At 60.4% G+C, this 23,786-nt stretch carries 19 protein-coding genes; 5 read left to right on the forward strand and 14 right to left on the reverse strand.

Translation table 11 applies throughout. The annotated features are described in order from the left end of the window. The first annotated feature begins 124 nt into the window (after window positions 1-124). On the forward strand, window positions 125-4,984 hold the full coding sequence (locus tag LVW35_RS13115) for an NAD-glutamate dehydrogenase (RefSeq protein WP_233896060.1): 4,860 nt from the start codon (window positions 125-127) through the stop codon (window positions 4,982-4,984). Between the two features lie 80 nt (window positions 4,985-5,064). Here the strand turns inward: LVW35_RS13115 and LVW35_RS13120 are convergent, their stop codons facing one another. From LVW35_RS13120 to LVW35_RS13135, 4 genes are all read right to left on the reverse strand, one after another. After that, on the reverse strand, window positions 5,065-6,111 hold the full coding sequence (locus LVW35_RS13120; protein WP_233896062.1) for a hypothetical protein: 1,047 nt from the start codon (window positions 6,109-6,111) through the stop codon (window positions 5,065-5,067). Window positions 6,112-6,188: 77 nt separating this feature from the next. Next, on the reverse strand, window positions 6,189-6,899 hold the full coding sequence (locus LVW35_RS13125; protein ID WP_233896063.1) for a GntR family transcriptional regulator: 711 nt from the start codon (window positions 6,897-6,899) through the stop codon (window positions 6,189-6,191). A 17-nt stretch (window positions 6,900-6,916) separates the two neighbouring features. Next, window positions 6,917-7,618 (reverse strand): FadR/GntR family transcriptional regulator, encoded by a 702-nt coding sequence (locus LVW35_RS13130; RefSeq protein ID WP_233896065.1) that lies wholly within the window; start codon window positions 7,616-7,618, stop codon window positions 6,917-6,919. A 73-nt stretch (window positions 7,619-7,691) separates the two neighbouring features. After that, window positions 7,692-9,017, reverse strand: a complete 1,326-nt coding sequence (locus tag LVW35_RS13135; protein ID WP_233896466.1) for a C4-dicarboxylate transporter DctA — start codon at window positions 9,015-9,017, stop codon at window positions 7,692-7,694. 217 nt (window positions 9,018-9,234) lie between these two features. Here LVW35_RS13135 and LVW35_RS13140 point away from each other — a divergent pair, with 217 nt between their 5' ends. Continuing rightward, window positions 9,235-9,864 carry a DNA-3-methyladenine glycosylase I gene (locus LVW35_RS13140; RefSeq protein WP_233896066.1) on the forward strand — a complete coding sequence of 210 codons (630 nt, stop codon included), beginning with the start codon at window positions 9,235-9,237 and terminating at the stop codon, window positions 9,862-9,864. Window positions 9,865-9,867: 3 nt separating this feature from the next. On the opposite strand, the gene LVW35_RS13145 is transcribed toward LVW35_RS13140, so the two are convergent. The 3 genes from LVW35_RS13145 to pdxR all read right to left on the reverse strand — a co-directional run bounded on the left by LVW35_RS13145 (window position 9,868) and on the right by pdxR (window position 12,166). Continuing rightward, complete coding sequence (locus tag LVW35_RS13145; RefSeq protein WP_233896067.1) at window positions 9,868-10,269, reverse strand: cupin domain-containing protein; 402 nt, start codon at window positions 10,267-10,269, stop codon at window positions 9,868-9,870. A 96-nt stretch (window positions 10,270-10,365) separates the two neighbouring features. Further along, window positions 10,366-10,647 carry a putative quinol monooxygenase gene (locus tag LVW35_RS13150; protein WP_233896068.1) on the reverse strand — a complete coding sequence of 94 codons (282 nt, stop codon included), beginning with the start codon at window positions 10,645-10,647 and terminating at the stop codon, window positions 10,366-10,368. Window positions 10,648-10,732: 85 nt separating this feature from the next. After that, window positions 10,733-12,166, reverse strand: a complete 1,434-nt coding sequence (pdxR, locus tag LVW35_RS13155) for a MocR-like pyridoxine biosynthesis transcription factor PdxR (RefSeq protein ID WP_233896069.1) — start codon at window positions 12,164-12,166, stop codon at window positions 10,733-10,735. Between the two features lie 155 nt (window positions 12,167-12,321). Here pdxR and LVW35_RS13160 point away from each other — a divergent pair, with 155 nt between their 5' ends. Next, window positions 12,322-12,765 (forward strand): carboxymuconolactone decarboxylase family protein, encoded by a 444-nt coding sequence (locus LVW35_RS13160; protein WP_233896070.1) that lies wholly within the window; start codon window positions 12,322-12,324, stop codon window positions 12,763-12,765. On the opposite strand, the gene LVW35_RS13165 is transcribed toward LVW35_RS13160, so the two are convergent. The 5 genes from LVW35_RS13165 to LVW35_RS13185 form a co-directional block, all read right to left on the reverse strand. After that, the gene (locus tag LVW35_RS13165; protein WP_233896071.1) at window positions 12,766-13,533 is read right to left on the reverse strand and encodes an SDR family oxidoreductase; all 768 of its coding nucleotides are present in this window, start codon (window positions 13,531-13,533) and stop codon (window positions 12,766-12,768) included. Between the two features lie 9 nt (window positions 13,534-13,542). Continuing rightward, the gene (locus LVW35_RS13170; RefSeq protein ID WP_233896072.1) at window positions 13,543-14,610 is read right to left on the reverse strand and encodes a phosphotransferase family protein; all 1,068 of its coding nucleotides are present in this window, start codon (window positions 14,608-14,610) and stop codon (window positions 13,543-13,545) included. A gap of 129 nt (window positions 14,611-14,739) precedes the next feature. Beyond that, the gene (locus LVW35_RS13175) at window positions 14,740-15,693 is read right to left on the reverse strand and encodes a 2-hydroxyacid dehydrogenase (RefSeq protein ID WP_233896074.1); all 954 of its coding nucleotides are present in this window, start codon (window positions 15,691-15,693) and stop codon (window positions 14,740-14,742) included. Window positions 15,694-15,746: 53 nt separating this feature from the next. After that, window positions 15,747-16,271 (reverse strand): cysteine hydrolase family protein, encoded by a 525-nt coding sequence (locus LVW35_RS13180; RefSeq protein ID WP_233896076.1) that lies wholly within the window; start codon window positions 16,269-16,271, stop codon window positions 15,747-15,749. 184 nt (window positions 16,272-16,455) lie between these two features. Beyond that, on the reverse strand, window positions 16,456-17,049 hold the full coding sequence (locus LVW35_RS13185; RefSeq protein WP_233896078.1) for a TetR/AcrR family transcriptional regulator: 594 nt from the start codon (window positions 17,047-17,049) through the stop codon (window positions 16,456-16,458). 285 nt (window positions 17,050-17,334) lie between these two features. Here LVW35_RS13185 and LVW35_RS13190 point away from each other — a divergent pair, with 285 nt between their 5' ends. After that, window positions 17,335-18,612 (forward strand): serine/threonine transporter, encoded by a 1,278-nt coding sequence (locus LVW35_RS13190; RefSeq protein WP_233896080.1) that lies wholly within the window; start codon window positions 17,335-17,337, stop codon window positions 18,610-18,612. A 790-nt stretch (window positions 18,613-19,402) separates the two neighbouring features. Here the strand turns inward: LVW35_RS13190 and acnB are convergent. After that, on the reverse strand, window positions 19,403-22,012 hold the full coding sequence (acnB, locus tag LVW35_RS13195; protein WP_078048735.1) for a bifunctional aconitate hydratase 2/2-methylisocitrate dehydratase: 2,610 nt from the start codon (window positions 22,010-22,012) through the stop codon (window positions 19,403-19,405). 396 nt (window positions 22,013-22,408) lie between these two features. Between acnB and LVW35_RS13200 the strand changes: the two genes are divergently transcribed. Then, window positions 22,409-22,879: a DUF1289 domain-containing protein gene (locus LVW35_RS13200; RefSeq protein ID WP_233896082.1), complete on the forward strand. Its 471-nt coding sequence runs from the start codon at window positions 22,409-22,411 to the stop codon at window positions 22,877-22,879. A gap of 3 nt (window positions 22,880-22,882) precedes the next feature. On the opposite strand, the gene LVW35_RS13205 is transcribed toward LVW35_RS13200, so the two are convergent. Beyond that, entirely contained in the window at window positions 22,883-23,746 is an 864-nt protein-coding gene (locus tag LVW35_RS13205; protein WP_233896090.1) for a universal stress protein, read from the reverse strand. Window positions 23,747-23,786: the final 40 nt, after the last annotated feature.

A 23,786-nucleotide genomic window follows, 5' to 3' on the forward strand; every position in this document is an offset into this window, starting at 1 on the left:
CACCTGTCACCCTGATTCGTTTATGGTGCTTAACTCGTCACCAGCGAACAGCGCTGACGGTCTCCCCGCAAGGGGATAACACGCGACGCTTCCATCAATAACAAGCCCAAGCGGAGTACCACAGATGGCGTTCTTCACCGCAGCCAGCAAGGCCGATTTCCAGCATCAACTGCAAGCGGCACTGGCGCAGCACATCAGTGAACAGGCACTGCCACAAGTGGCGCTGTTCGCTGAACAATTCTTCGGCATCATTTCCCTGGACGAACTGACCCAGCGTCGCCTTTCCGACCTGGCCGGTTGCACTCTTTCTGCGTGGCGCCTGCTTGAGCGCTTTGACCACACCCAACCGCAAGTGCGGGTCTACAACCCCGATTACGAACGTCATGGCTGGCAGTCGACCCACACCGCGGTCGAAGTGCTGCACCATGACCTGCCATTTTTGGTGGACTCGGTGCGTACCGAGCTGAACCGCCGTGGCTACAGCATCCACACCCTGCAGACCACCGTGCTCAGCGTACGCCGTGGCGCCAAGGGCGAGCTGCTGGAAATCCTGCCAAAAGGCACCCAGGGCGAAGGTATCCAGCAAGAGTCGCTGATGTACCTGGAAATCGACCGTTGCGCCAACGCCGCCGAATTGAACGTGCTGAGCAGAGAGCTTGAGCAGGTGTTGGGCGAAGTGCGCGTGGCCGTGGCCGATTTCGAACCGATGAAAGCCAAGGTCCAGGACCTGCTGGCCGGTATCGACGCCAGCCCGTTCAGCATCGACGGCGAAGAAAAAGCCGAGATCAAGAACTTCCTGGAATGGCTGGTGGGCAACCACTTCACCTTCCTCGGCTATGAAGAGTTCGTGGTACGTGACGAGGCGGATGGCGGTCATATCGAATATGACGCCAGCTCTTTCCTCGGCCTGACCAAGCTGCTGCGCGCCGGCCTCACCGCCGATGACCTGCGCATCGAAGACTACGCCGTGGCCTACCTGCGTGAGCCGACCGTGCTGTCGTTCGCCAAGGCCGCGCACCCGAGTCGCGTACACCGCCCGGCGTATCCGGACTACGTGTCGATCCGCGAGATCAGCGCCGACGGCAAAGTGATCAAGGAACACCGTTTCATGGGCCTCTACACCTCTTCGGTGTATGGCGAAAGCGTGCGGGTGATTCCTTACATTCGTCGCAAGGTCGCGGAAATCGAACGCCGTTCCGGCTTCCAGCCCAAGGCTCACCTGGGCAAGGAGCTGGCTCAAGTCGTTGAAGTGCTGCCACGCGACGACCTGTTCCAGACCCCGGTCGACGAGCTGTTCAGCACTGTGATGTCGATCGTACAGATCCAGGAACGCAACAAGATCCGCGTATTCCTGCGCAAAGACCCGTACGGTCGTTTCTGCTACTGCCTGGCCTACGTGCCGCGCGACATCTACTCCACCGAAGTGCGCCAGAAGATCCAGCAAGTGCTGATGGATCGCTTGAAGGCTTCGGATTGCGAATTCTGGACCTTCTTCTCCGAGTCCGTGTTGGCCCGTGTGCAGCTGATTCTACGAGTTGACCCGAAGAACCGCCTGGACATCGACCCGCTGCAACTGGAAAAAGAAGTGGTACAGGCCTGCCGCAGCTGGCAGGACGACTACGCAAGCCTGGTGGTGGAAAGCTTCGGCGAAGCCCACGGCACCAACGTGCTGGCGGACTTCCCGAAAGGTTTCCCGGCCGGCTACCGCGAGCGTTTCGCGGCGCATTCGGCCGTGGTCGACATGCAGCACCTGCTCAGCCTCACCGAAGCCAACCCACTGGTGATGAGCTTCTATCAGCCGCTTGGCCAGGTCTCCGGCCAACGCGAGCTGCATTGCAAGCTGTACCACGCCGACACCCCGCTGGCGCTGTCCGACGTGCTGCCGATCCTGGAAAACCTCGGCCTGCGTGTGCTGGGCGAGTTCCCGTACCGTCTGCGCCATGCCAATGGCCGTGAGTTCTGGATCCACGACTTCGCGTTTATCGCCGCCGAAGGCGTGAACCTGGACATCCAGCAGCTCAACGACACCCTGCAGGACGCCTTCGTACACATCGTGCATGGCGATGCCGAGAACGATGCGTTCAACCGCCTGGTGCTGACCGCCGGCCTGCCTTGGCGCGACGTGGCGCTGCTGCGTGCCTACGCCCGTTACCTGAAGCAGATCCGCCTGGGCTTCGACCTGGGTTACATCGCCAGCACCCTGAACAACCACACCGACATCGCCCGCGAGTTGACCCGGTTGTTCAAGACCCGCTTCTACCTGGCGCGCAAACTCACCGCCGACGACCTGGAAGACAAGCAGCAACGCCTGGAGCAAGCGATCCTCACCGCCCTGGACGACGTTCAGGTGCTCAACGAAGACCGCATCCTGCGTCGCTATCTGGACCTGATCAAGGCCACCCTGCGTACCAACTTCTACCAGACCGACGCGAACGGCCAGAACAAGTCGTACTTCAGCTTCAAGTTCAACCCGCATGCGATTCCTGAGCTGCCCAAGCCAGTGCCGAAGTTTGAAATCTTCGTGTACTCACCACGGGTGGAAGGTGTGCACCTGCGCTTCGGCAACGTCGCGCGCGGCGGCCTGCGCTGGTCCGACCGTGAAGAAGACTTCCGTACCGAAGTGCTTGGCCTGGTAAAAGCCCAGCAAGTGAAGAACTCGGTCATCGTGCCGGTGGGTGCGAAGGGCGGCTTCCTGCCGCGTCGCCTGCCATTGGGCGGCAGCCGGGACGAGATTGCGGCCGAGGGCATCGCCTGCTACCGCATCTTCATTTCGGGCCTGTTGGACATCACCGACAACCTGAAGGACGGCGCCTTGGTGCCACCGGCCAACGTTGTGCGTCATGACGACGATGATCCCTACCTGGTAGTCGCAGCGGACAAGGGCACTGCAACCTTCTCCGACATCGCCAACGGTATCGCCATCGACTACGGCTTCTGGCTGGGTGACGCGTTCGCGTCCGGTGGTTCCGCCGGTTACGACCACAAGAAAATGGGCATTACCGCCAAAGGCGCGTGGGTCGGCGTGCAGCGCCACTTCCGCGAGCGCGGCATCAATGTTCAGGAAGACAGCATTACCGTGGTGGGCGTCGGCGACATGGCCGGTGACGTGTTCGGTAACGGCTTGTTGATGTCCGACAAGTTGCAATTGGTTGCAGCCTTCAACCATCTGCATATCTTCATCGATCCAAACCCGAACCCGGCGATCAGTTTCGTCGAGCGCAAGCGTTTGTTCGAGCTGCCGCGTTCGGCCTGGACCGACTACGACACCAGCATCATGTCTGAAGGCGGCGGTATCTTCTCGCGCAGTGCGAAGAGCATTGCCATCTCGCCACAGATGAAAGAACGCTTCGACATCTCCGCCGACAAGCTGACCCCGACCGAACTGCTGAACGCCTTGCTCAAGGCTCCGGTGGACCTGTTGTGGAACGGCGGCATCGGTACCTACGTAAAGGCCAGCACTGAAAGCCATGCGGACGTGGGCGACAAGGCCAACGACGCATTGCGCGTCAATGGTAACGAGCTGCGCTGCAAGGTGGTAGGCGAGGGCGGTAACCTCGGCATGACCCAGCTGGGTCGTGTGGAATTCGGCCTCAATGGCGGCGGCTCCAACACCGACTTCATCGACAACGCCGGTGGCGTGGACTGCTCCGACCACGAAGTGAATATCAAGATCCTGCTCAACGAAGTGGTGCAGGCCGGTGACATGACCGACAAGCAACGCAACCAGTTGCTGGCGAGCATGACCGACGAGGTCGGCCACCTGGTGTTGGGCAACAACTACAAGCAAACCCAAGCCTTGTCCCTGGCTGCCCGCCGTGCCTACGAGCGTGCCGCCGAGTACAAGCGCCTGATGAGCGACCTGGAAGGCCGTGGCAAGCTGGACCGTGCCATCGAGTACCTGCCGACCGAGGAGCAGCTCACCGAGCGCGCCGCGAATGGCAAGGGCCTGACCCGTCCGGAGCTGTCGGTACTGATCTCCTACAGCAAGATCGACCTCAAGGAAGCATTGCTCAAATCGCTGGTGCCGGATGACGACTACCTGACCCGTGACATGGAAACCGCGTTCCCGCCGAGCCTGGTCGCCAAGTTCTCCGAGGCCATGCGTCGCCACCGTCTGAAGCGCGAGATTGTCAGCACCCAGATCGCCAACGACCTGGTCAACCACATGGGCATCACCTTCGTTCAACGACTCAAAGAGTCGACCGGCATGAGCCCGGCGAACGTGGCGGGCGCTTATGTGATCGTGCGGGACATATTCCACCTCCCGCACTGGTTCCGTCAGATCGAAGCCCTGGACCATCAGGTTTCCGCTGATGTGCAACTGGAACTGATGGATGAGCTGATGCGCCTGGGCCGCCGTGCTACGCGCTGGTTCCTGCGCAGCCGTCGCAACGAGCAGGACGCTGGCCGTGACACCGCGCACTTCGGTCCGCACCTGGCCGCGTTGGGCCTCAAGCTCGACGAACTGCTGGAAGGCCCGACCCGCGAAGGCTGGCAGACCCGCTACCAGGCCTACACCGAAGCTGGCGTTCCAGAACTGTTGGCGCGCATGGTTGCAGGCACCACTCACCTGTACACCTTGTTGCCGATCATCGAAGCCGCTGACGTGACAGGGCATGACGCCGCCGAAGTGGCCAAGGCCTACTTCGCCGTCGGCAGCGCCTTGGACCTGCCGTGGTACCTGCAACAGATCAGCGATCTGCCGGTGGCCAACAACTGGCAGGCCCAGGCCCGCGAAGCCTTCCGCGACGATGTGGATTGGCAGCAACGCGCGATCACCATCTCCGTCCTGCAAATGGCCGATGCGCCACAAGACATGGAAGCCCGCGTGGCCCTGTGGCTTGAGCAGCACAAGGACATGGCGGAGCGTTGGGTGGCGATGATGGTGGAAATCCGCGCCGCTGTGGGTACGGACTACGCCATGTACGCGGTGGCCAACCGTGAGTTGCTGGACTTGGCATTGAGCGGTCAGTCGGTGTTGTAAAGCCGTCCCAAGCGTCTGAAATAATCCCCGAATCTTACGATTCGGGGATTTTTTTTACCCCGGATTGGAGCCTGGGCCAATCACACCGCAGTGCGCGGAATGATCACTTCATACAGGCGTCGGAATGCTCTCACACCGTTATCATGGAACTTGAGCAGGGTTGCATCGGCCATTTCAACATCCTTTGGCCTCAGCCTCATTTCAAGCCCATGAAGGTCGGCTGCGAGTCTCGGAAATTCAATGGCACCGGCTGTTTGTTTGAGTACGAATTTCAACATCGCGTAAGCCAGGCCCAGGTCCTGAGCCAAACCGTAGGTACGCGGCGTAGTTCGCAACTCGTAAGTGTCCGGCGCACGGTGCTCGAATCGTGGCATGTTAGCCAGGGCATAGCCGTATTCCAACATCGCGTCGACTTGACCCATCCGAGCCAACTGATCAAGGCGAGCCTGCTTTTCCGTCAGGCTGGCGGTTGAGTCATCAGAAAAAATTCGAGCGTGCACGGCTAACGGAAAGCCACCGTCAGCGGACTCTTGAAAAAGCTCTTCGATTCGTGCTGCGCGTAAAGCGCTATTGGTGATTCGTTCCGGATGTCGCTGGTAGAACTCGGCAAGTCTGTACTGGGCTTCTTCCCAGCCTGCAGCCGCGGACTTCTCCAGCCAGCTGGCATCTTCGGTAATGAGGTACATGTAATACATACCCCGTGGTTGATCGTAAGCGGGCGCGTCGTTGATCAGACCCTGCGCTTTCTCCATCGACGCACTGTCACCCAGTTGGATGAGCGCGGGAATGTGATTTTGATCTGCTGCGAGCCTGAGCCACTTCTTCGTTTCGTCGCCGGCATGAGAGATCACATCTCCCCGCTCGCGATGCCAGATGCCGTCCCGGTAAGTGCCGCAAGTAGCCAAGGCGAACTGACACCAGACGTCGCCTGCTCCTGCACCTATGGTCAGATAGGATTCGGCTTTTTCAAGATTGCCGAGGTTGAACATTCTTGTTCCCGCCTCGACCGCTGTGCTGTTCAATGTGTCCAGAGCAGCCTGCATGGGCTGCGCCAGCGGTTTGTGCTGTGCGTTCAAGTGAGCAAGCACGTTGAACAATGCGGGCAATACGTTTGAATCCAAATTCATGTTCGATACCTGTAGTACGCACTCCAAATGTGCGAATACAGCGTGTGCGAAAGCACGGACGCTTCGGCGTTACATAGCTATGGCGTGGGGGCTCGGGCCTCTCTGGCTCGTGTCAGCAGCGTTGACTCCAGGCGATCAAAGTACTGAGTCATCCGCTGAGCCGCCGCGTTGGTGTCCCTATGCTCCATCGCGTCGACAAGCAACGTATGTGCTTGCCATGAGTCACGGGTGCAGGCGTGCGCGTCGTATTGAGCAATGGCCAGCGATGTCAATGGCACCAAGCTGTTGAGGAACTGGGCGAGCGGTGCGTTATCCGCTATTGCTGCTAACTGCAGGTGGAACTCGCCGGACAATCGAATCGCGGTTGCGCGTTGATCGCGTTCACTGTATTCACGCTCTCGGGCAATCAGCTCGCGCAACAGGCGTATCCGCATCGGTGTAGCCTGGGTGCAGGCCAACTGTACCACCGTGATTTCCGTCAGGCGTCGGGCCTCTAGAATCTCCCGGATTTGCAGCGCATCCGGCGCCGCAACCTGAGCGCGCTGGTTAGGGCGCAGGACGATCACTTGTTGACGAGACAGCTTTGCCAGTACTCGGCGAATCACACTGCGGCTCACGCCGAAAAGCTCACCCAGGCCTTCTTCGGTAAAACGGCTGGCCGGGGCGATGTGTTGTTCGAGGATGGCGTCGAACAGGCGCGGATAGATGTCGTCCACCGTAGGCTTTTTACCGGCGACCAGGCGCAGGGTCGGCAGGGTCGGTGGGCAGTGCAAGGCGTGGGCGTTCATGGCCTGTCTCCAAAAAATCAGCTGCCCAGGTGGTCGTCCGGGATGTTCAAGCGAATGCCCATGCGCAGGCCTTCTTGAAGGATGTGCCGACGCATCTCGGCGCTGGCCAGGGCGCTGTTCTTGTTGCGGATGGCGCGCACCACGGCTTCGTTTTCCTGCAGACGTTCGGCCAGATGTTCCGGCGAGTTGCGCAGCACCTGGGCGCTTTGCTTGAGGGCGTTGCTGGTCTGTTGCACCACGTTCTGGAAGATCGGGTTGGAGGTGAGGGCGAACAGTTCTTCGTGAAAGCCGATGTAGGCGTTCATGCCGGCTTCAGCGTCTTCTGCTTCAAGGGCTTCACGCATGTCCATCAAGGTAAGGCGCAGTTGGCCGACCTCTTTGCTGCTGATGGACTGGGCCACCAAACCGACAATGAAGGGCTCGAGGGTGTAGCGCAGTTGCAGGATGTCTTCCAGGCTGGCGTCAGCCACGGCGTCCGTCGATTGGGGTTCGCTGACGCTGGTTTCCAGCACCACCACGCCTTTACCGGGCATGGAACGCACCAGGCCAAGGGTTTCCAGCACGATGACCGCTTCACGCAGGCTGGGGCGGCTGATGCCCATCTGTTCGGCCAGTTCACGCTGGCCGGGCAGCATTTCGCCACGGCGCCACTGGCCACGCGCCAAGGCGGCGCGCAATTTTTCTACCACTGAATTGACGACGGTTGAGGTGCTGATCACGTCTACCTCTCCTTGATGTGGCGAATACGTTAGCGAGCATAGCGACTCTCAACAGAGTCGCTCATGAAATCGGTCAGAACTCTTGATGCGCTGGCAACACCGGCTTCTTGGCCTGGAAGGCATACCCTTGCTGGCCGTCGAGCACCTTGTTGGCGCGCTGGATATCGATGTCTTTTTCCCAGCGGGCGATGGCTACGGTGGCGACGCAGTTGCCGATCAGGTTAGTCAAGGCCCGCCCGATGCCCATGAACCAATCCACCGCCAGCACCAGCACCAGGCCCACCACCGGGATCGCCGGAATCGCCGTAAGTGTTGCCGCCAGGATCACCAGCGCCGAACCTGGAATCCCATGGGCGCCCTTGGAGGTAATCAGTGACACCAGCAGGATGGTCAGCAGGTCGGTCATCGACAGCGGCGTGCCGGTGGCGTTGGCAATAAACACGATGGCCAGGGTCAGGTAGATCGAGAAACCGTCGAGGTTGAACGAGTACCCCGTCGGAATCACCAGGCCCACGGTGGAGCTGCCAATGCCCAGGTGCTCGAGTTTACGCATGATCTGTGGCAGCACAGCGTCGGAGGAGGCGGTGCCCATCACGATCAGCAGTTCTTCGCGCAGGTATTTGAGCAGGGGCAACATGCGCAGGCCTGACAGGCGCATCACCAGGCCAAGGATCAGCCCGACAAAGGCAAAGCACGTCAGGTAGAACAGGCCCACCAGGCTGCCCAGGTGTTGCAGGGAGTCCAGCCCGTAGGTGCTGGTGGTGAAGGCGATCGCGCCGAATACGCCGATCGGCGCCAGGCGCACGATCATGCCCATGATGCGGAAGATGATGTGGCTCAGTTCGTTGATCAGGCGCGAGATGCCCGAGGCGGCTTCGCCCACCAGGTTCAGCGCGCTGCCGAACAACACCGAGAACAGCAGCACTTGCAGCACGTTGTTGTCAGCAAAGGCGCCGATCACCGAGTTGGGGATCAGGTCCATGAGGAACTGGCTGGTGCCGCGGATGTGCTGGCCCTTGTCGGCCAGTTCATTGAGGCCGGCGGACGACAGTTGTTCCAGATGAATATTGGCGCCGGTGCCGATACCGGTGCTGAAGGCCATCACCAGGCCGATCACCAGTGCAACGGTGGTCAGGACTTCAAAGTAGATCACCGACTTGAGGCCGATGCGCCCGACTTTCTTCAGGTCGCCCGCACCGGAAATGCCGCTGACCACCACGCAGAATACGATCAGGCCGATCAGCATTTTGATCAGCTTGATAAAGCCGTCACCCAGGGGTTTGAGTTGCGAGGAGAATTCGGGAAGGGCCAGGCCGCAGATTATGCCGAGCATCAGGCCAATCACGACTTGCAGGAAAATCGAACGCGAGCACCATCTGAGCATGGGAGGGATCTCTATTCGGTGCCCTGGTGGTTCCAGGGCTTAATTGTTGTGGTCTTACCGGTAAGTCCAGTGCGGGGCCAGTCTACGCCCGGTATTTTTGAAATCACAAGCAATTATTTGACGGTTGACAGGTCCCGGTTTGACCAGCTGGTCGGTAAGAGTGATGTTTGAGCGGTTGGCGGGGTGGAAATTTTTTCGCTTATCATCCGCCGCTCGGCACATGAGGTGATGAATGGATACACCAGGACTGACCACCGACGAAACCGGGCACACCTACTGCACCTGGCGCACGGCCGCGCCGGAATACCCGCGTTACCACGACCAGGAGTGGGGCGTACCGGTGGCGGATGATATCCAGCTGTACGAGAAGATCTGCCTGGAAGGCTTCCAGGCGGGCATGGCGTGGATCACCATTTTGCGCAAGCGCGAGCAGTTTCGGGCGGCGTTCGAGGGCTTTGACTTTAGACGGGTGGCGCAATACGGCGAGGCGGATATCGAGCGGTTGATGCAGGACCCGGGCATCGTGCGCAATCGGGCGAAGATCGTTTCCACCATCAACAACGCGCGTCGGGCCTGTGAGCTGGTGGATGAGACGGGTTCGTTGGCGCGCTGGCTGTGGGCGTTTGAGCCCAGTGAAGACGAGCGCCCTGAGGTGGTGGACATGGCTTATTGGACGGGCAACCCCACGTCACCGGCGTCGGTGCGTTTGTCGAAAGCCTTGAAGAAGCGCGGTTGGACTTATGTGGGCCCGACCACGATGTATGCGTTGATGCAGGCAATGGGGATGGTCAACGATCACCTGGAAGGCTGTGTGTGCCGGCCACAGATCGAAGACCTGCGCCGGCGGTTCCAGCGACCTTAGGGCTTACTGCTTGAGAGGCGTCAGCACTTCAGCCTTATCATCCAGCACCATCACCACCAGCAGCTTGGCCGGTTTGGTCTGGCTGGCATTGCTCGATTCGAAGTGCCGCGAACCCGCCGGTTCGTAGAACGATTCACCCACCTTATAGGTTTTCGCCTTCTCGTCATTCACCCGCGAAGTGACCGCGCCTTCCAGTACGTAGGCCACGGCGGTGCCGGTATGGCTATGCGGCACGGTGGCCTGGCCGGGCGCGTAATCGACGGTGAGCATGATGGTTTTCTTGCCGGGCACGTTGGCCAAAGCATGCTCTTGAAGCACCTTGACCGACTCTTGGTTGTATACCGGTTCGTGGGCAAAGGCGCTGAGCGAGGCGAGCATCAGGGAGGCAGCGAGCAGTCGTTTCATGGTGAGGTTTCCGAGTAGTTCGAGACCTCTTTACCCTACGCCGCCGTAACGGGGGCACAAACGACCAATCTCGGCGAAGACCAGGAGACCAATGCCTCAGTGGTCGAAATCCAGGCGGCGCGCCAGGTGCTGGCTGGTCAGTTCGATAAACCCTTGCAGGGCCGGCAGGGCGAAGTGTTCAGTGAGCTGTGCAGCACAGGCCCAGTGGCCGCTGACGGTCCACAGGTCGGGGTCCACCGGGTCGCGGCGCACCGTATAGTCCAGGCAGCCTGGGGCGGTGCGCACGGCTTCAGCGATCTGCCGCAGCCGTTCGCCCAGTTCCGCTGAACGCCCGGCCGCCGCGCGGACATGGACAGTGTTGAAGGCACAGGCTGGCATGGCGATGGTCTCCGAGGTCGGGTGTCAGTGCACAGGCTAGAGCCTGACAGCGCCAGGACCAATGACCAATCCGGCGGAAAATTCACTAGCCAATCTGCTGGAGGATATCGCGGACCTTGTCCAGCGCCAGGTCGATGTCCAGGGTCTCGATGGCGCCAAAGCCGATGATCAGGCCGGGACGTACCGGCGCATCGTGGAAGAACACATCCAGCGGGTACAAACCTACTTCTACCCGGCGCGCCAGTTCTATCAGCAATGGGAGGTTCACTGGCACCTTGCACAACGCCGCCATGTGAAACCCCGCCACGGTGGGCACGGTTTCGAACCACGGCGACAGATCCCCTGCCAAACGCTGCAGGATGCGCTCACGTCGCCCGGCGTATACCGTATGGCAGCGGCGGATGTGCTTGAGCAGGTAGCCTTCACTGATGAACTTGGCCAAGGCCCATTGCGGCAGCGTCGAACTGTGCTGGTCGGTCAATTGCTTGGCCTTGAGTACCGCGCCGTAAATGGCTGGCGGCAGCACCGCATAGCCCAGCCGCAATTCAGGCAGCAAGGTTTTGGAAAAGGTGCCGACATAGGTCACCACCCCACGTGCGTCCATGCTTTGCAGCGAATCGGTAGGCCGGCCTTCGTAGCGGAATTCGCTGTCGTAGTCGTCTTCAATAACAATGGCGCCCAGTGCGAACGCTCGCGCCAGCAAGGCTTCACGGCGCGGCAGGCTCATGGGCATGCCGAGCGGGAACTGGTGGGACGGCGTCACGTAGATCAGTCGCGTGCCATCGGGAATCCGGTCGACCTGGATACCCTGGTCGTCCACCGGCACGCTGGCGACGCTGGCCCCCATCGCCATGAACAACTGGCGCGCGGGGCTGTAGCCGGGGTCTTCCATGGCGACGATGCTGCCCGGTTCCAGCACCACGCGGGCGATCAGGTCCAGCGCCTGCTGTGCGCCGTTGGTGACCACGATGTCGCTGTCGCGGCAGTTGACCCCACGCGAGAACGCGATATGCCCCGCGATGGCACTGCGCAGCGCGGGCAAGCCTTCGGGCTGGCTATAGAAGCCGCTATTCTGGGCAATGCGCCGCAATGCATCCTGTGTGCAGCGCCGCCATTCATCCTGGGGGAACTGGTTGCGGCTGGTGGCGCCGCCGATAAATTCATAACGCAGGGTGCTGTCGCGAGTGGGATGACGCATGGGCGAGGGCAGCGACTGCCATTTCGTCAGGCTGGCAGCGCAGGCCAGGTCGGTAGCGCTTTGCAGGCGTTCGCTTTGCGGTGCTCGGGCGTTGACGAAGGTGCCACGGCCCGTCTTGCCGATCAGCAGGCCTTCATAGGTCAGAGTGGCATAGGTGTCGGACACGGTCTTGCGCGAAACGCCCAACTGCTCGGCGAGCAAGCGACTGGGCGGCAGTTGCGCGCCGGCGGCCAGACGCCCGGAGCCAATGGCCTCACGTAGCTGTTGGTAGAGCTGTTCGGCCAGATCCTTGCGGCCGTTGATCACAACGTGCAGTTCCATGTCTTTTCCCAGGCATTCAGTCTGCGCCAAGATTACGCGGGTGCGTGGCAGGCGCAAAATGGTCTGCGCATAAACCGGCCGATTGGCTATAGGGCTTATGCCTTGTGGGCTCTAGGCTGGACTGTGATTGCACCCACCGCCAGAGAACCATCCCCATGGAACCCCGCCTGGATTACTACACCGCCTCGCCGCAAGCGCTCAAGGGCATGCTGATGCTGGAGGCGACAACCTTCGGCTTGTCCATCGAAAAGCCTTTGCTGGAGCTGATCAAGATTCGTGTCTCGCAGCTCAACCATTGTGGGTTCTGTACGGATATGCACTCGATGGCGGCACGTCAGCACGGCGAGACCGAGCGACGTTTGTTCGCGTTGTGCGTATGGCGCGATTCGCCGTTCTTCACGGCGCGGGAAAAGGCCGCATTGGCGTGGAGCGAATCGGTCGCGACGCTGCCGAGCTCGACAGTGTCGGATGAACTGTTCGCCGCCGTGCGGCTGGAGTTCAGCGAGCAGGAGTTGGTGGACCTGACCATGGCGGTGTCCAGCATCAGTGGCTGGAACCGCTTGGCGGTCAGTTTTCGGCAGCAGCCGCCGAATGCCTGATCAGGACAGGAAACCTCCGTCCACATTCAGCGACACGCCGGTGGTGTAGCTCGATGCATCGCTGGCCAGGAACAGCACGGCGCCGGCCATCTCGCTGGGATCCGCTACACGCTTGAGCGGAATCTGTGCCAGGGCCATTTTCAAGATCGCGTCGTTCTTCACCAGCGCCGAGGCGAACTTGGTGTCGGTGAGGCCCGGCAGCAGGGCGTTGCAACGGATGCCAAAGGCGGCGCATTCCTTGGCGAACACCTTGGTCATGTTGATCACGGCGGCCTTGGTGACCGAGTAGATGCCCTGGAACACCCCGGGGGAAATCCCGTTGATCGACGCCACGTTGATAATGCTGCCGCCGCCGTTTTCGCGCATCAGCTTGCCGGCTTCCACGGACATGAAGAAGTAGCCACGGATGTTCACGTCAACGGTCTTCTGGAACGCCCCCAGATCGGTGTCCAGCACGTTGCAGAACTGCGGGTTGGTCGCGGCATTGTTGACCAGAATATCCAGGCGACCGAACTGCTCGCGGATACCGGCGAACACGTGGGTGATCTGTTCCATTTCACCGATATGGCAGGCCACGGCCGTGGCTTTGCCGCCATCGGCGATGATCGCATCGGCCACGTGCTGGCAGCCTTCCAGCTTGCGGCTGGAGACGATCACGTGGGCGCCTTGCTGGGCCAGCAACTTGGCGATGGCCTCGCCGATGCCACGGCTGGCGCCGGAAACGAATGCGATCTTGCCGTCGAGGTCGAACAGGTGGGTCTTGGACATAGCGGTTCCTTAAAGGGACGATTTGCTGATGACGTTCAGGCTCATCTGCTCCAGCAGCGTGTTCATGTGAATGAACTGCGCAAAGCGTTTGTCCTGGGTCTGGCCATGGAAGAAGCGGTAGTAGATCTGCTGCACGATGCCGGCCAGGCGGAACAGGCCGTAGGTATAGTAGAAGTCGAAATTGTCGATCTGGATCCCCGAGCGCTCGGCGTAATAGTCGACGAATTCACGGCGAGTGAGCATGCCGGGCGCGTTGCTTGGCTGGCGGCGCATCAGTTGCACGGGCGCCGGGTCGGTCGCTTCGATCCAGTAGGCGAGGGTGTTGCCCAGGTCCATCAACGGGTCGCCGAGGGTGGTCAGCTCCCAGTCCAGCACGCCGATGATTTGCATCGGGTTGTGCGGGTCGAGGATCACGTTATCGAAGCGGTAGTCGTTGTGCACGATGCTTGAGGTCGGGTGGTCGGCCGGCATCTTGTCGTTGAGCCAGGCGCGTACCGCTTCCCAGCGCGGGGCGTCGGGAGTCAGGGCTTTTTCGTAGCGATCGCTCCAGCCACGGATCTGGCGCTCCACATAGCCTTCGGGCTTGCCCAGGTCGGCCAGGCCGCAGGCGTTGTAGTCCACTTGGTGCAGCTCAACGAACTTGTCGATGAAGCTTTTGCACAGTGCTTCAGTGTTGGCAGCGTCCAGGCCCAGTTCAGACGGTAGGTCGGAGCGCAGGATGATGCCGTTGACGCGCTCCATCACATAGAACTCGGCACCGATCACCGATTCGTCCGTGCAATGCACATAGGCCTTGGGGCAATAGGGGAAGCCATCCTTGAGCTGGTTGAGAATGCGGTATTCGCGGCCCATGTCGTGGGCGGACTTGGCCTTGTGGCCAAAGGGCGGGCGGCGCAGCACGAATTCCTGGCCTGGGTATTCCAGCAGGTAGGTCAAATTGGACGCGCCACCGGGAAACTGGCTGATCGTGGGTGTACCGCTCAGGCCCGGGATATGGGCCTTGAGGTAGGGATCGATCAGGCTCGCATCAAGTTCTTCGCCTGGGCGAATCTGGGTCGATTGGTCGTGCAGCGCCATGCTTATCCCTTCTGCTTATTCTAAAGGCCTTTGACTATTTCCTAATCTAATGCGCACAACCGCCCAGCGACAAGGTCGGGGCGGCTTAATAGGTTAGCGTGTTGGATGATGATCAGCGTGCCTGATCGGTCATTTAGTGGGCGGGGGCAGGGCGACCGGCGTGAGCACGGGGCGGCCGGCGAAGTATTCCACCAGATTGTCCGCCACGCGCTGCACGGTGTCATGGGCCGCTTCCGGTGACAGGCCCGCCACGTGGGAGGTGAGCACGGTATTGCTGAGTCTCTTGAGCGCGTCGGGCACCTTGGGCTCGTCGTCGAACACGTCCAGTGCGGCACCGCCGATGCGTCGTTGCTCCAGGGCGGCGACCAGGTCGGCGGTGACCACCACGCTGCCACGGCCGATGTTGACCAGGTAGCCATTCGGTCCCAGGGCATCCAGGGCGTGCCGATCGATCAGATGGCGGGTGCTGGCGCCGCCGGGCGTGGCCAGGATCAGGAAGTCCGAGGCGCGCGCCAGTTCCACGGCGGTTGCGCAGTAGGTGTAATCCACGTCATCGCGTGGCTGACGGTTGTGATAGCTCACCTCCATGCCGAAGCCCAGGGATGCCCGCTTGGCGATTTCCAGGCCCACGGCACCCAGGCCTAGGATGCCCAGTTGCTTGCCGCCCAATGACGGGCGCATCACCTTCGGCCATTCGCTGCGGCGCACGGCGGCGTCGGTCTGCGGGATGCCGCGCACCAGCGAGAGCAGCAATGCCATGGCGTGATCGGCCACCGACGGTGCATTCACCCCCGCGCCATTGGTCACGACGATCCCGCGATTGCTGGCGGCTTGCAGGTCTACGTGTTCGTAGCCGGCGCCGATCACACAGATGATCTCCAGCAGGGGCAGGGCGGCGATTTCTTCGGCATACAAGCCCAGCGGGCCACGGGTGAGCACGGCCTTGATCTGGCTGCCATGAGCCTTGATGGCTTCGGCGCGTTCGGCGGGTGTAGGCGCCAGGATCACATGAAAGTCGTTGCTCTCGATGATGGGCAGGTATTCGTTGATGGTTTCAACCAGGACCAGAACAGTAGCGGTCATCGGAAAGCTCTTCCTGAAGGGTTTGAGGGGGTGAGTATGCCGTATTTGTGCGATCAGAAGCTGATCTCGGCCGCGCGTGCGCGCTTCACAAATACCCCGGCCAGAGTTGCATTGTGGTGCTCGATAATCGCCTCGGCCTTAAGGAGTGGTGTGTCCATGCAGGTATGACCGTCTTGCGGCAGCACCACCGAAAACCCCAGTTCCACAGCTACTCGGCAAGTGGTGTCGATGCAGAACTGGGTTTTCATGCCGGCGATCACTATTCCTTTGACTTGGGCTGCTTTCAGTTGCTGTTCAAGATTCGTACCCAGGAAACAGCTTGGGCGGGTCTTGTTGAATAGGTGATCACGGGACTCGTCTACCTTCAGCTCATGCCACAGTTGCCAGAGCGGGCTGCCGGCTTCAATCGGTGAACCTGCCGGGCCGGTATGGCGGGCCACGAAGATTGGGGCATCGGCATGGCGGGCGCGCTCAATCAGTTGGTTGATGGTGGCGAGCACGCGTTCGCGCGCGAAGGGTTTTGCCGGACCATCGTATAAGCCGGTTTGCATATCGATAATCAGCAGGGCGTCAGCCATGGTGTTGCTCCTTGTGAGTGCCGGATGGGCGGAGCAATAAAAAGGCCCCGTCCATTGCTGGCGGGGCCTTGGGTTGAATCTGTGAAGTGTCTAGTTCAAACACCCGCAGCCACCGCGCGACCCGCCGAAGGCGGTCGTGGTGGTGGTGCGGGCGAAGTGCTGCTGGATAAGATTCATGGCCCGATCATGCTGGGACGGACGGAGAACTGTCAATGGGAAGAAGGGCTTTTCGTACGGCCTCAAGAAATTCATCTGACAAGTCACTGCCACGTGTCGCACGCGCCAGTGTCACTGCACCAATTATCATGGCGTACTTGGCCAGCGCGGCTTGACGGTCTTCCTCCTGGAGTTGCGCAAATACCTCTATCGACTGCTCGACACCCTCAATAAAGGCGTGTTGCAAGGCCGTGTCCGCAGGCTCACGGCACATATCCGGGGTGAATGCAGATATCGGGCAGCCCTCTCCCGGATTGTCACGGTGGGCCGCTGACAGGTAGGGTCGCAAGATCGCTTCGCGTGCGGTCGGCATGTCTTTACTGCGGTTGATTTTGTCCTGCCAACCCAGGTTTGCTTTCTCGAATGCCTGCTGGCAGGCTTCCGTCGCCAACGCTTCCTTGGAGGCGAAGTGCCCGTAGAAACCGCCGTGGGTCAGGCCGGCAGCGGCCATGACATCGGACAGGCTGATACCGTGCAGTCCACGCTCGCGAAACAGGTGCGTGGCGGCCTCGACGATGATTTCGCGGTTGAGTTCGGCTTGTTTGCGGGAAACACGAGGCATGGCGGGGGCTCTCTGGATAAACGGCGGGCGCTGTGTGAAAACTACAGGAACGCAGCCGATTCTAAAATAGATTTTTATGGGAATGTATAATCCACATCCAGCCGCACGTCCCGAAAACCGCCGTTTACAGCCGCCACTGCCTGCCTGCACCGCACCACCGTTCCTCAGCTAAGTCTTTGCTTATTCACGAGAATCCCGGACAATCCGGCCCCTTCTATGGTCGGGGCGCTGCCTGTCAGGTTTTTCTGACTCGTCCCGACCGTGTCAATGCGGAGATCCGACCGGATGAATGATCAGGCCAATAGCGTCGACGAACGCTATGAGACGACACCTGCAACCCTCACAAGCTGGAGCCGCCAGGACACCACCTGGATGCTTGGCCTGTTCGGCACCGCCATTGGCGCCGGTACGCTGTTCTTGCCGATCAACGCGGGCCTGGGAGGCTTCTGGCCCCTGGTGATCCTCGCGCTGCTGGCGTTTCCGATGACCTTCTTCGCCCACCGTGGCCTGACCCGTTTCGTGCTGTCCGGCCGTGAAGGCTCCGACATTACCCACGTCGTGGAAGAACACTTCGGCATCAAGGCCGGCGCGCTGATCACCTTGTTGTATTTCTTCGCAATCTTTCCGATCCTGCTGATCTACAGCGTGGCGTTGACCAACACGGTCGGCAGCTTCATGGAGCACCAACTGCATATCATGCCGCCGCCACGGGCGATCCTGTCGTTCGTGCTGATCCTTGGCCTATTGGGCGTAGTGCGGTGCGGTGAGCAGGTGATCGTCAAGGCCATGAGTCTGATGGTGTATCCGTTTATCGTCGCCTTGCTGTTCCTGGCGGTGTACCTGGTCCCCCACTGGAATGGCGGCATCCTCAGCACCGCAAGCCAGGTCCCGGCGCCGTCCGCACTGCTCAATACCCTGTGGCTGGCGATTCCGGTGATGGTGTTTTCGTTCAACCATTCGCCGATCATCTCGGCCTTCGCGGTGGACCAGAGGCGTCAGTACGGCGCCCACGCCGATGAGCGCAGCTCGCAGATTCTGTCGCGCGCGCACCTGTTGATGGTGGGGATGGTGCTGTTCTTCGTGTTCAGTTGTGTGCTGACCCTGTCGCCGGCGCAATTGGCCGAGGCGAAGGCGCAGAACCTGTCGATCCTGTCGTACCTGGCCAACCACTTCAATAACCCGACCATCGAGTTCGCGGCACCCTTGATCGCGTTCGTGGCGATTGCCAAGTCGTTCCTGGGGCATTACATCGGTGCGAGCGAAGGCCTCAAGGGCCTGGTGCTGAAGACCGGTCGTCGTCCGAGCGCCAAGCGTCTGGACCGCATGACGGCCGCGTTCATGCTGGTGGTGTGCTGGATCGTTGCGACGTTGAACCCAAGCATTCTCGGCATGATTGAGGCGCTGGGCGGTCCGATCATTGCGTCGATCCTGTTCCTGATGCCGATGTATGCCATCCGCAAGGTGCCGGCCATGGCCAAGTACCGTGGGCAGGCGTCCAATGTGTTTGTCACGGCGGTGGGGTTGGTGGCGATCACTGCGGTGGTTTATTCGTTTTTTGCTTGAGGCTGGTGTGGTCTGTCTGACTGCACCTTACTTGCGATAGCGGTCTGTTGGTGTACATATCCGTTGCTGCGGTAACGGCTAAAATTGGTTCCGCTCTTACAGCGGGTCACTTTTGGAAGAGCGCCAAAAGTAACCAAAAACGCTTCGCCCCAACACTCGGCACCTCGCTTAGGCTCGGTGTGCCCTCACTCCGGCTTTGGACCGTGGGCCGCCGCGATGGGCCATCCTTGGCCCAGCGCGGCTAACCCGGCGTCCTGCCGGGTTACCCACGCTCCAAAGCCTGCGTTCGGCCAGCGTGTTTGACGGGGCGCCGAAGATCAAAAGCACAAGCGCGGCGGCCTGGTAACCGGCTTCTGGAAGCTGGTCTCGCTCCCACAATTTAGATCTCCTACATCAGGCAGATATCAAACGGCTCTGGCTCTGGCTCTGGCTCTGTTTTTGATTTTGATCTTAGGCGCCCCGTCAAACACGCTGGCCGGAATTCGACAGGGATTTGGGGGGTAAACCGGCAGGGATGCCGGTTTAGCCGCCCCGCGCCATGGATGGCGCGTGGCGGCGGCCCCCCAAATACCTGTCGGATTACGGGCACACCGAGCCTAAGCGAGGTGCCGAGTGTTGGGGCAAGAGCCCTTTGCTTACTTTGGGGCTTTTCCAAAGTGAGCCGCCGTAAGGGCGGAACCATAAGCAGCCGTTACCCAAATAACGGATATGTACCCGGTCCCACCCAAATCCCAGACATAAAAAAACGCCGCGTACCTCACGATACGCGGCGCCTCTTCACATCAACACCTTAGGCCTGAATCACCGGGATGTTGGCGCTAGCTGCGATCTTACGAAACTCAGCAATCTGGTCGAAGTTCAGGTAGCGGTAAACGTCACTGGCCATGGTGTCCAGTTTCGCCGCGTAGCCCATGTACTCTTCGACGGTCGGCAGGCGACCCAGGGTAGAAGCCACTGCCGCCAGCTCGGCCGAAGCCAGGTAGACGTTAGCGCCGTCACCCAGACGGTTCGGGAAGTTACGGGTCGATGTCGACACAACGGTCGAGTTCGGCTCTACACGTGCCTGGTTACCCATGCACAACGAGCAGCCGGGCATTTCCATGCGCGCGCCAGCCTTGCCGTAGATGCCGTAGTAGCCTTCTTCGGTCAGTTGGTGAGCGTCCATCTTGGTCGGCGGCGACAGCCACAGACGGGTTGGCAGCTGGCCCTTGACCTGCTCCAGCAGCTTACCGGCAGCGCGGAAGTGGCCGATGTTGGTCATGCACGAACCGATGAACACTTCGTCGATCTTCTCGCCGGCAACGCTCGACAGTAGACGGGCATCGTCCGGGTCATTCGGTGCGCAGAGGATCGGCTCGTTGATCTCGGCCAGGTCGATCTCGATGATTTCAGCGTATTCCGCGTCGGCATCGGCTTCCATCAGCTCAGGGTTCTTGACCCAGGCTTCCATCGCTTGGGCGCGACGTTCCAGGGTGCGTGGGTCACCGTAGCCTTCACCGATCATCCAGCGCAGCAGGGTGATGTTGGAGTTCAGGTACTCGGTGATCGACTCTTTCGACAGCTTGATGGTGCAACCGGCAGCCGAACGTTCAGCCGAGGCGTCGGACAGCTCGAAAGCCTGCTCCAGCGTCAGGTCATTCAGGCCTTCGATTTCCAGGATGCGGCCGGAGAAGGCGTTCTTTTTGCCTTTCTTCTCTACAGTCAGGAGACCCGATTGGATCGCGTAGTAAGGAATGGCATGAACCAGGTCGCGCAGGGTAATGCCAGGTTTCATTTTGCCTTTGAAGCGCACCAGGATCGATTCCGGCATGTCCAGTGGCATGACGCCAGTGGCTGCGGCGAATGCGACCAGACCGGAACCGGCCGGGAACGAAATGCCCATCGGGAAACGGGTGTGGGAGTCACCACCGGTGCCGACGGTGTCCGGCAGCAGCATGCGGTTCAACCAGCTGTGGATGATGCCGTCGCCTGGACGCAGCGATACACCGCCACGGGTCATGATGAAGTCTGGCAGGGTGTGGTGGGTGGTCACGTCGATCGGCTTTGGATAGGCCGCGGTGTGGCAGAACGACTGCATCACCAGATCGGTCGAGAAGCCCAGGCACGCCAGGTCTTTCAGTTCATCACGGGTCATAGGACCGGTGGTGTCCTGGGAACCCACGGTGGTCATCTTCGGTTCGCAGTAGGTGCCAGGACGAACGCCTTTGCCTTCTGGCAGGCCGCACGCCTTGCCGACCATTTTCTGTGCCAGGGTGAAGCCTTTGCCGGTATCGACAGGCGCTTCTGGCAGCTTGAACAGATCGGTTGGGCCCAGGCCCAGCTCGGCACGCGCCTTGTCGGTCAGGCCACGGCCGATGATCAGCGGGATACGGCCGCCGGCGCGGACTTCGTCCAACAGCACCGGGGTCTTCATTTCGAAGGTAGTGATGACTTCGTCGGTGCCGTGTTTGCAGACCTTGCCAGCATGCGGGTACAGGTCGATCACGTCGCCCATGTTCATGTTGCTGACGTCGAACTCGATTGGCAGTGCGCCCGCATCTTCCATGGTGTTGTAGAAGATTGGAGCGATCTTGCTGCCGAAGCAGAAGCCGCCGGCGCGCTTGTTCGGCACGTAAGGCACGTCGTCGCCGAAGAACCACAGTACGGAGTTGGTCGCGGATTTACGCGAGGAGCCAGTACCGACCACGTCGCCGACGTAGGCGATCGGGAAGCCTTGGCCGCGCATCTCTTCGATCTGCTTCATCGGGCCGGTCTTGCCTTGCTCGTCCGGCACGATGCCTTCACGGGCCATTTTCAGCATGGCCAGGGCGTGCAGTGGGATGTCGGGACGGGACCAGGCATCGGGAGCCGGGGACAGGTCGTCGGTATTGGTTTCGCCGGTGACCTTGAACACACGCAGACTGATCTTGTCGGCCAGGGTAGGGCGGTTGCGGAACCATTCGCCGTCGGCCCAGGACTGGATCACGGCTTTGGCGTGTTCGTTGCCGTTACGGGCTTTTTCAGCCACGTCGTGGAACGCGTCGAACATCAGCAGGGTGTGCTTGAGTTGGGCGGCGGCGACCGGTGCCAGTGTGGCGTCGTCCAGCAGCTCGACCAGGGTCACGATGTTGTAGCCGCCTTGCATGGTGCCAAGCAGTTCAACGGCGCGTTTCTTGTCGATCAGGGGGGAAGTGGCTTCGCCCTTGGCCAGGGCAGACAGGAAACCGGCCTTGACGTAGGCAGCTTCGTCAACGCCTGGTGGAATGCGGTTGGTGATCAGGTCAACGAGGAATTCTTCTTCGCCAGCCGGAGGATTTTTCAGCAGCTCGACCAGGCCTGCGGTTTGTTCGGCGTTAAGCGGCTGGGGAACGATACCCAGGGCTGCACGCTCTTCGATATGTTTGCGGTAGGCTTCAAGCACAGTTATTACCCTCATCAGTGGTCCCACGGGACGCTCATCCAGAAATGAACGGCACGCATGCGCTCGGGGGCTTTTTGGGCCGCAAAGCCAGCGCTGCCGGCATCTCTCACAGAAGCTGCTTTCAAAGTTTTACGCCTGCAGAACGGAGCTGATGAGGGTTGGCGAGGGCGCTGACCTACCGAGTCATGACCCGCGCCAACACCGTTCTGAAGGAACGACTGTGCTCGTGACGCTTTGAAAACAGCTTCCAGCGGATTATTGGCGCCTTACAAGGCCGGATGATTCTACGGCAAAAAAATTCTAAAGGTAAGTTGCCTCGCCAAGTTTGCAGGGTGATGAAGGTTAGACAAAGGGCTAACATGGCGCATTGTTTCGCTGATTTGCGTGTCGTTGCCCATGTCCAACCAAACCATCAAGACCCCCTGCGTCGGCCTGTGTTCCACGGTCTACGGCGATCTCGTGTGCCGTGGCTGCAAGCGTTTCCATCACGAAGTGATTCAGTGGAATGGCTATGGCGAAGAGGAAAAGCGCGCGGTCTGGCTACGCTTGGAGCAGCTGTTGGTACAGGTGATGGCCGGCAAGGTGGAGGTTTTCGACCCCAAGACCCTGCGCGGGCAGCTGGAGCAGCGCAAGATCCGCTTCGTGCCGCACCAGTCCGAATACTGCTGGGCCTACCAGTTGATTGCGCGTGGGGCGCGAGTGATCAATAACCTGGAGGCCTATGGCATGGTGCTCTTGCCCGAATTCCGCGACTGGCCCCTGCCGGACCTGCGCGATGCCATCGACCGGGAGTTCTTTATCCTGTCCGAAGCTCATTACCAGCGCTACATCGCGCCGGGGTTCCTCAAGGACGCGTTTGGCGCCTAGGTGTCAGGCTTTGGTGGCCTGTTCCACCAGGCGATCCATCACTTCTTCAGGCTTGAGTACCAGCACGTCGCTTTCCAGCGTATCCAGCACGACCTCTGCGGTGTTGCCGATCAATGCCCCGGAAATGCCGGTTCGCCCCACGGTGCCGATGATAGTGACCGCCGCCCGCAGCTTATGGGCGAGATGCGGTATCAATACGTCCGCCGGTCCTTCCTCGATATGCAGATGTTTGTCATCCACATCGAACTCCGCCTGAAACGCCCTGCATTGCTCGCGATAGCGCGCTTCGATGGTTTCCTTGAGCTGGAACGTCGGGTCCGCCGCCGACAGCATCGGCGACGGATGGGCGCTGATCACATGCAATTGCGCCTTGGCCAGGTGGGCGATATCAAAGCCATGGTCGATGATCGAATTGTGCAATGAGCGGTGCTCGCCATCGGTATTGCCGACATCGATGGCCGCCAGGATCACACCGCCGGTCCACGGCGTAGCCGTCTTGACCAGCAACACTGCCGTGGGGCAATAGCGCAGCAACTTCCAGTCGGCAGGCGTCAGCAGCGCCTTTTTCAATGGACTGTCGGGGAAGTGTTGCTTGATCACCAGCCCGCAGCCTTCGGCCTGCTGCACGTCGATAATGGTTTCATGCAGGCTGGCATTCCAGGCCTGCTCGGTGCTGACGCTGTAGCCGTCTTCCTGCAAACCCGACTTGAGCAGGGCCAACAACGCCGAGTGCTCATGCTTCTTGTCGCACACCAGCAAATGCAGGTGCGCGCCGGTGACCCCGGCGATCAGCTTGGCACGCTTGAGGGCCAGGCTTTCTGAATGCTCGGGCTCGACGACCACCAGGATGCTGCGGATGGCTTGCATGATCGGGATCTCCAAAAAAGGCGGGGCTTGAACAACTATA

It is taken from the genome of Pseudomonas sp. HN11 (assembly GCF_021390155.1).
Taxonomy (GTDB): domain Bacteria; phylum Pseudomonadota; class Gammaproteobacteria; order Pseudomonadales; family Pseudomonadaceae; genus Aquipseudomonas.

What these genes read in the sequence shown, in the direction of transcription:
- LVW35_RS13180 (WP_233896076.1), bottom strand. Translation starts at nt 16,271, where the DNA reads ATGGCTGACGCCCTGCTGATTATCGATATGCAAACCGGCTTATACGAT.
- LVW35_RS13185 (WP_233896078.1), bottom strand. Translation starts at nt 17,049, where the DNA reads ATGCCTCGTGTTTCCCGCAAACAAGCCGAACTCAACCGCGAAATCATC.
- LVW35_RS13125 (WP_233896063.1), bottom strand. Translation starts at nt 6,899, where the DNA reads ATGAACGCCCACGCCTTGCACTGCCCACCGACCCTGCCGACCCTGCGC.
- LVW35_RS13170 (WP_233896072.1), bottom strand. Translation starts at nt 14,610, where the DNA reads ATGGCGCTGCACGACCAATCGACCCAGATTCGCCCAGGCGAAGAACTT.
- pdxR (WP_233896069.1), bottom strand. Translation starts at nt 12,166, where the DNA reads ATGGAACTGCACGTTGTGATCAACGGCCGCAAGGATCTGGCCGAACAG.
- LVW35_RS13120 (WP_233896062.1), bottom strand. Translation starts at nt 6,111, where the DNA reads ATGAATTTGGATTCAAACGTATTGCCCGCATTGTTCAACGTGCTTGCT.
- LVW35_RS13140 (WP_233896066.1), top strand. Translation starts at nt 9,235, where the DNA reads ATGGATACACCAGGACTGACCACCGACGAAACCGGGCACACCTACTGC.
- LVW35_RS13175 (WP_233896074.1), bottom strand. Translation starts at nt 15,693, where the DNA reads ATGACCGCTACTGTTCTGGTCCTGGTTGAAACCATCAACGAATACCTG.
- LVW35_RS13145 (WP_233896067.1), bottom strand. Translation starts at nt 10,269, where the DNA reads ATGAAACGACTGCTCGCTGCCTCCCTGATGCTCGCCTCGCTCAGCGCC.
- LVW35_RS13165 (WP_233896071.1), bottom strand. Translation starts at nt 13,533, where the DNA reads ATGTCCAAGACCCACCTGTTCGACCTCGACGGCAAGATCGCATTCGTT.
- LVW35_RS13160 (WP_233896070.1), top strand. Translation starts at nt 12,322, where the DNA reads ATGGAACCCCGCCTGGATTACTACACCGCCTCGCCGCAAGCGCTCAAG.
- LVW35_RS13115 (WP_233896060.1), top strand. Translation starts at nt 125, where the DNA reads ATGGCGTTCTTCACCGCAGCCAGCAAGGCCGATTTCCAGCATCAACTG.
- LVW35_RS13190 (WP_233896080.1), top strand. Translation starts at nt 17,335, where the DNA reads ATGAATGATCAGGCCAATAGCGTCGACGAACGCTATGAGACGACACCT.
- LVW35_RS13205 (WP_233896090.1), bottom strand. Translation starts at nt 23,746, where the DNA reads ATGCAAGCCATCCGCAGCATCCTGGTGGTCGTCGAGCCCGAGCATTCA.
- LVW35_RS13150 (WP_233896068.1), bottom strand. Translation starts at nt 10,647, where the DNA reads ATGCCAGCCTGTGCCTTCAACACTGTCCATGTCCGCGCGGCGGCCGGG.
- LVW35_RS13200 (WP_233896082.1), top strand. Translation starts at nt 22,409, where the DNA reads ATGTCCAACCAAACCATCAAGACCCCCTGCGTCGGCCTGTGTTCCACG.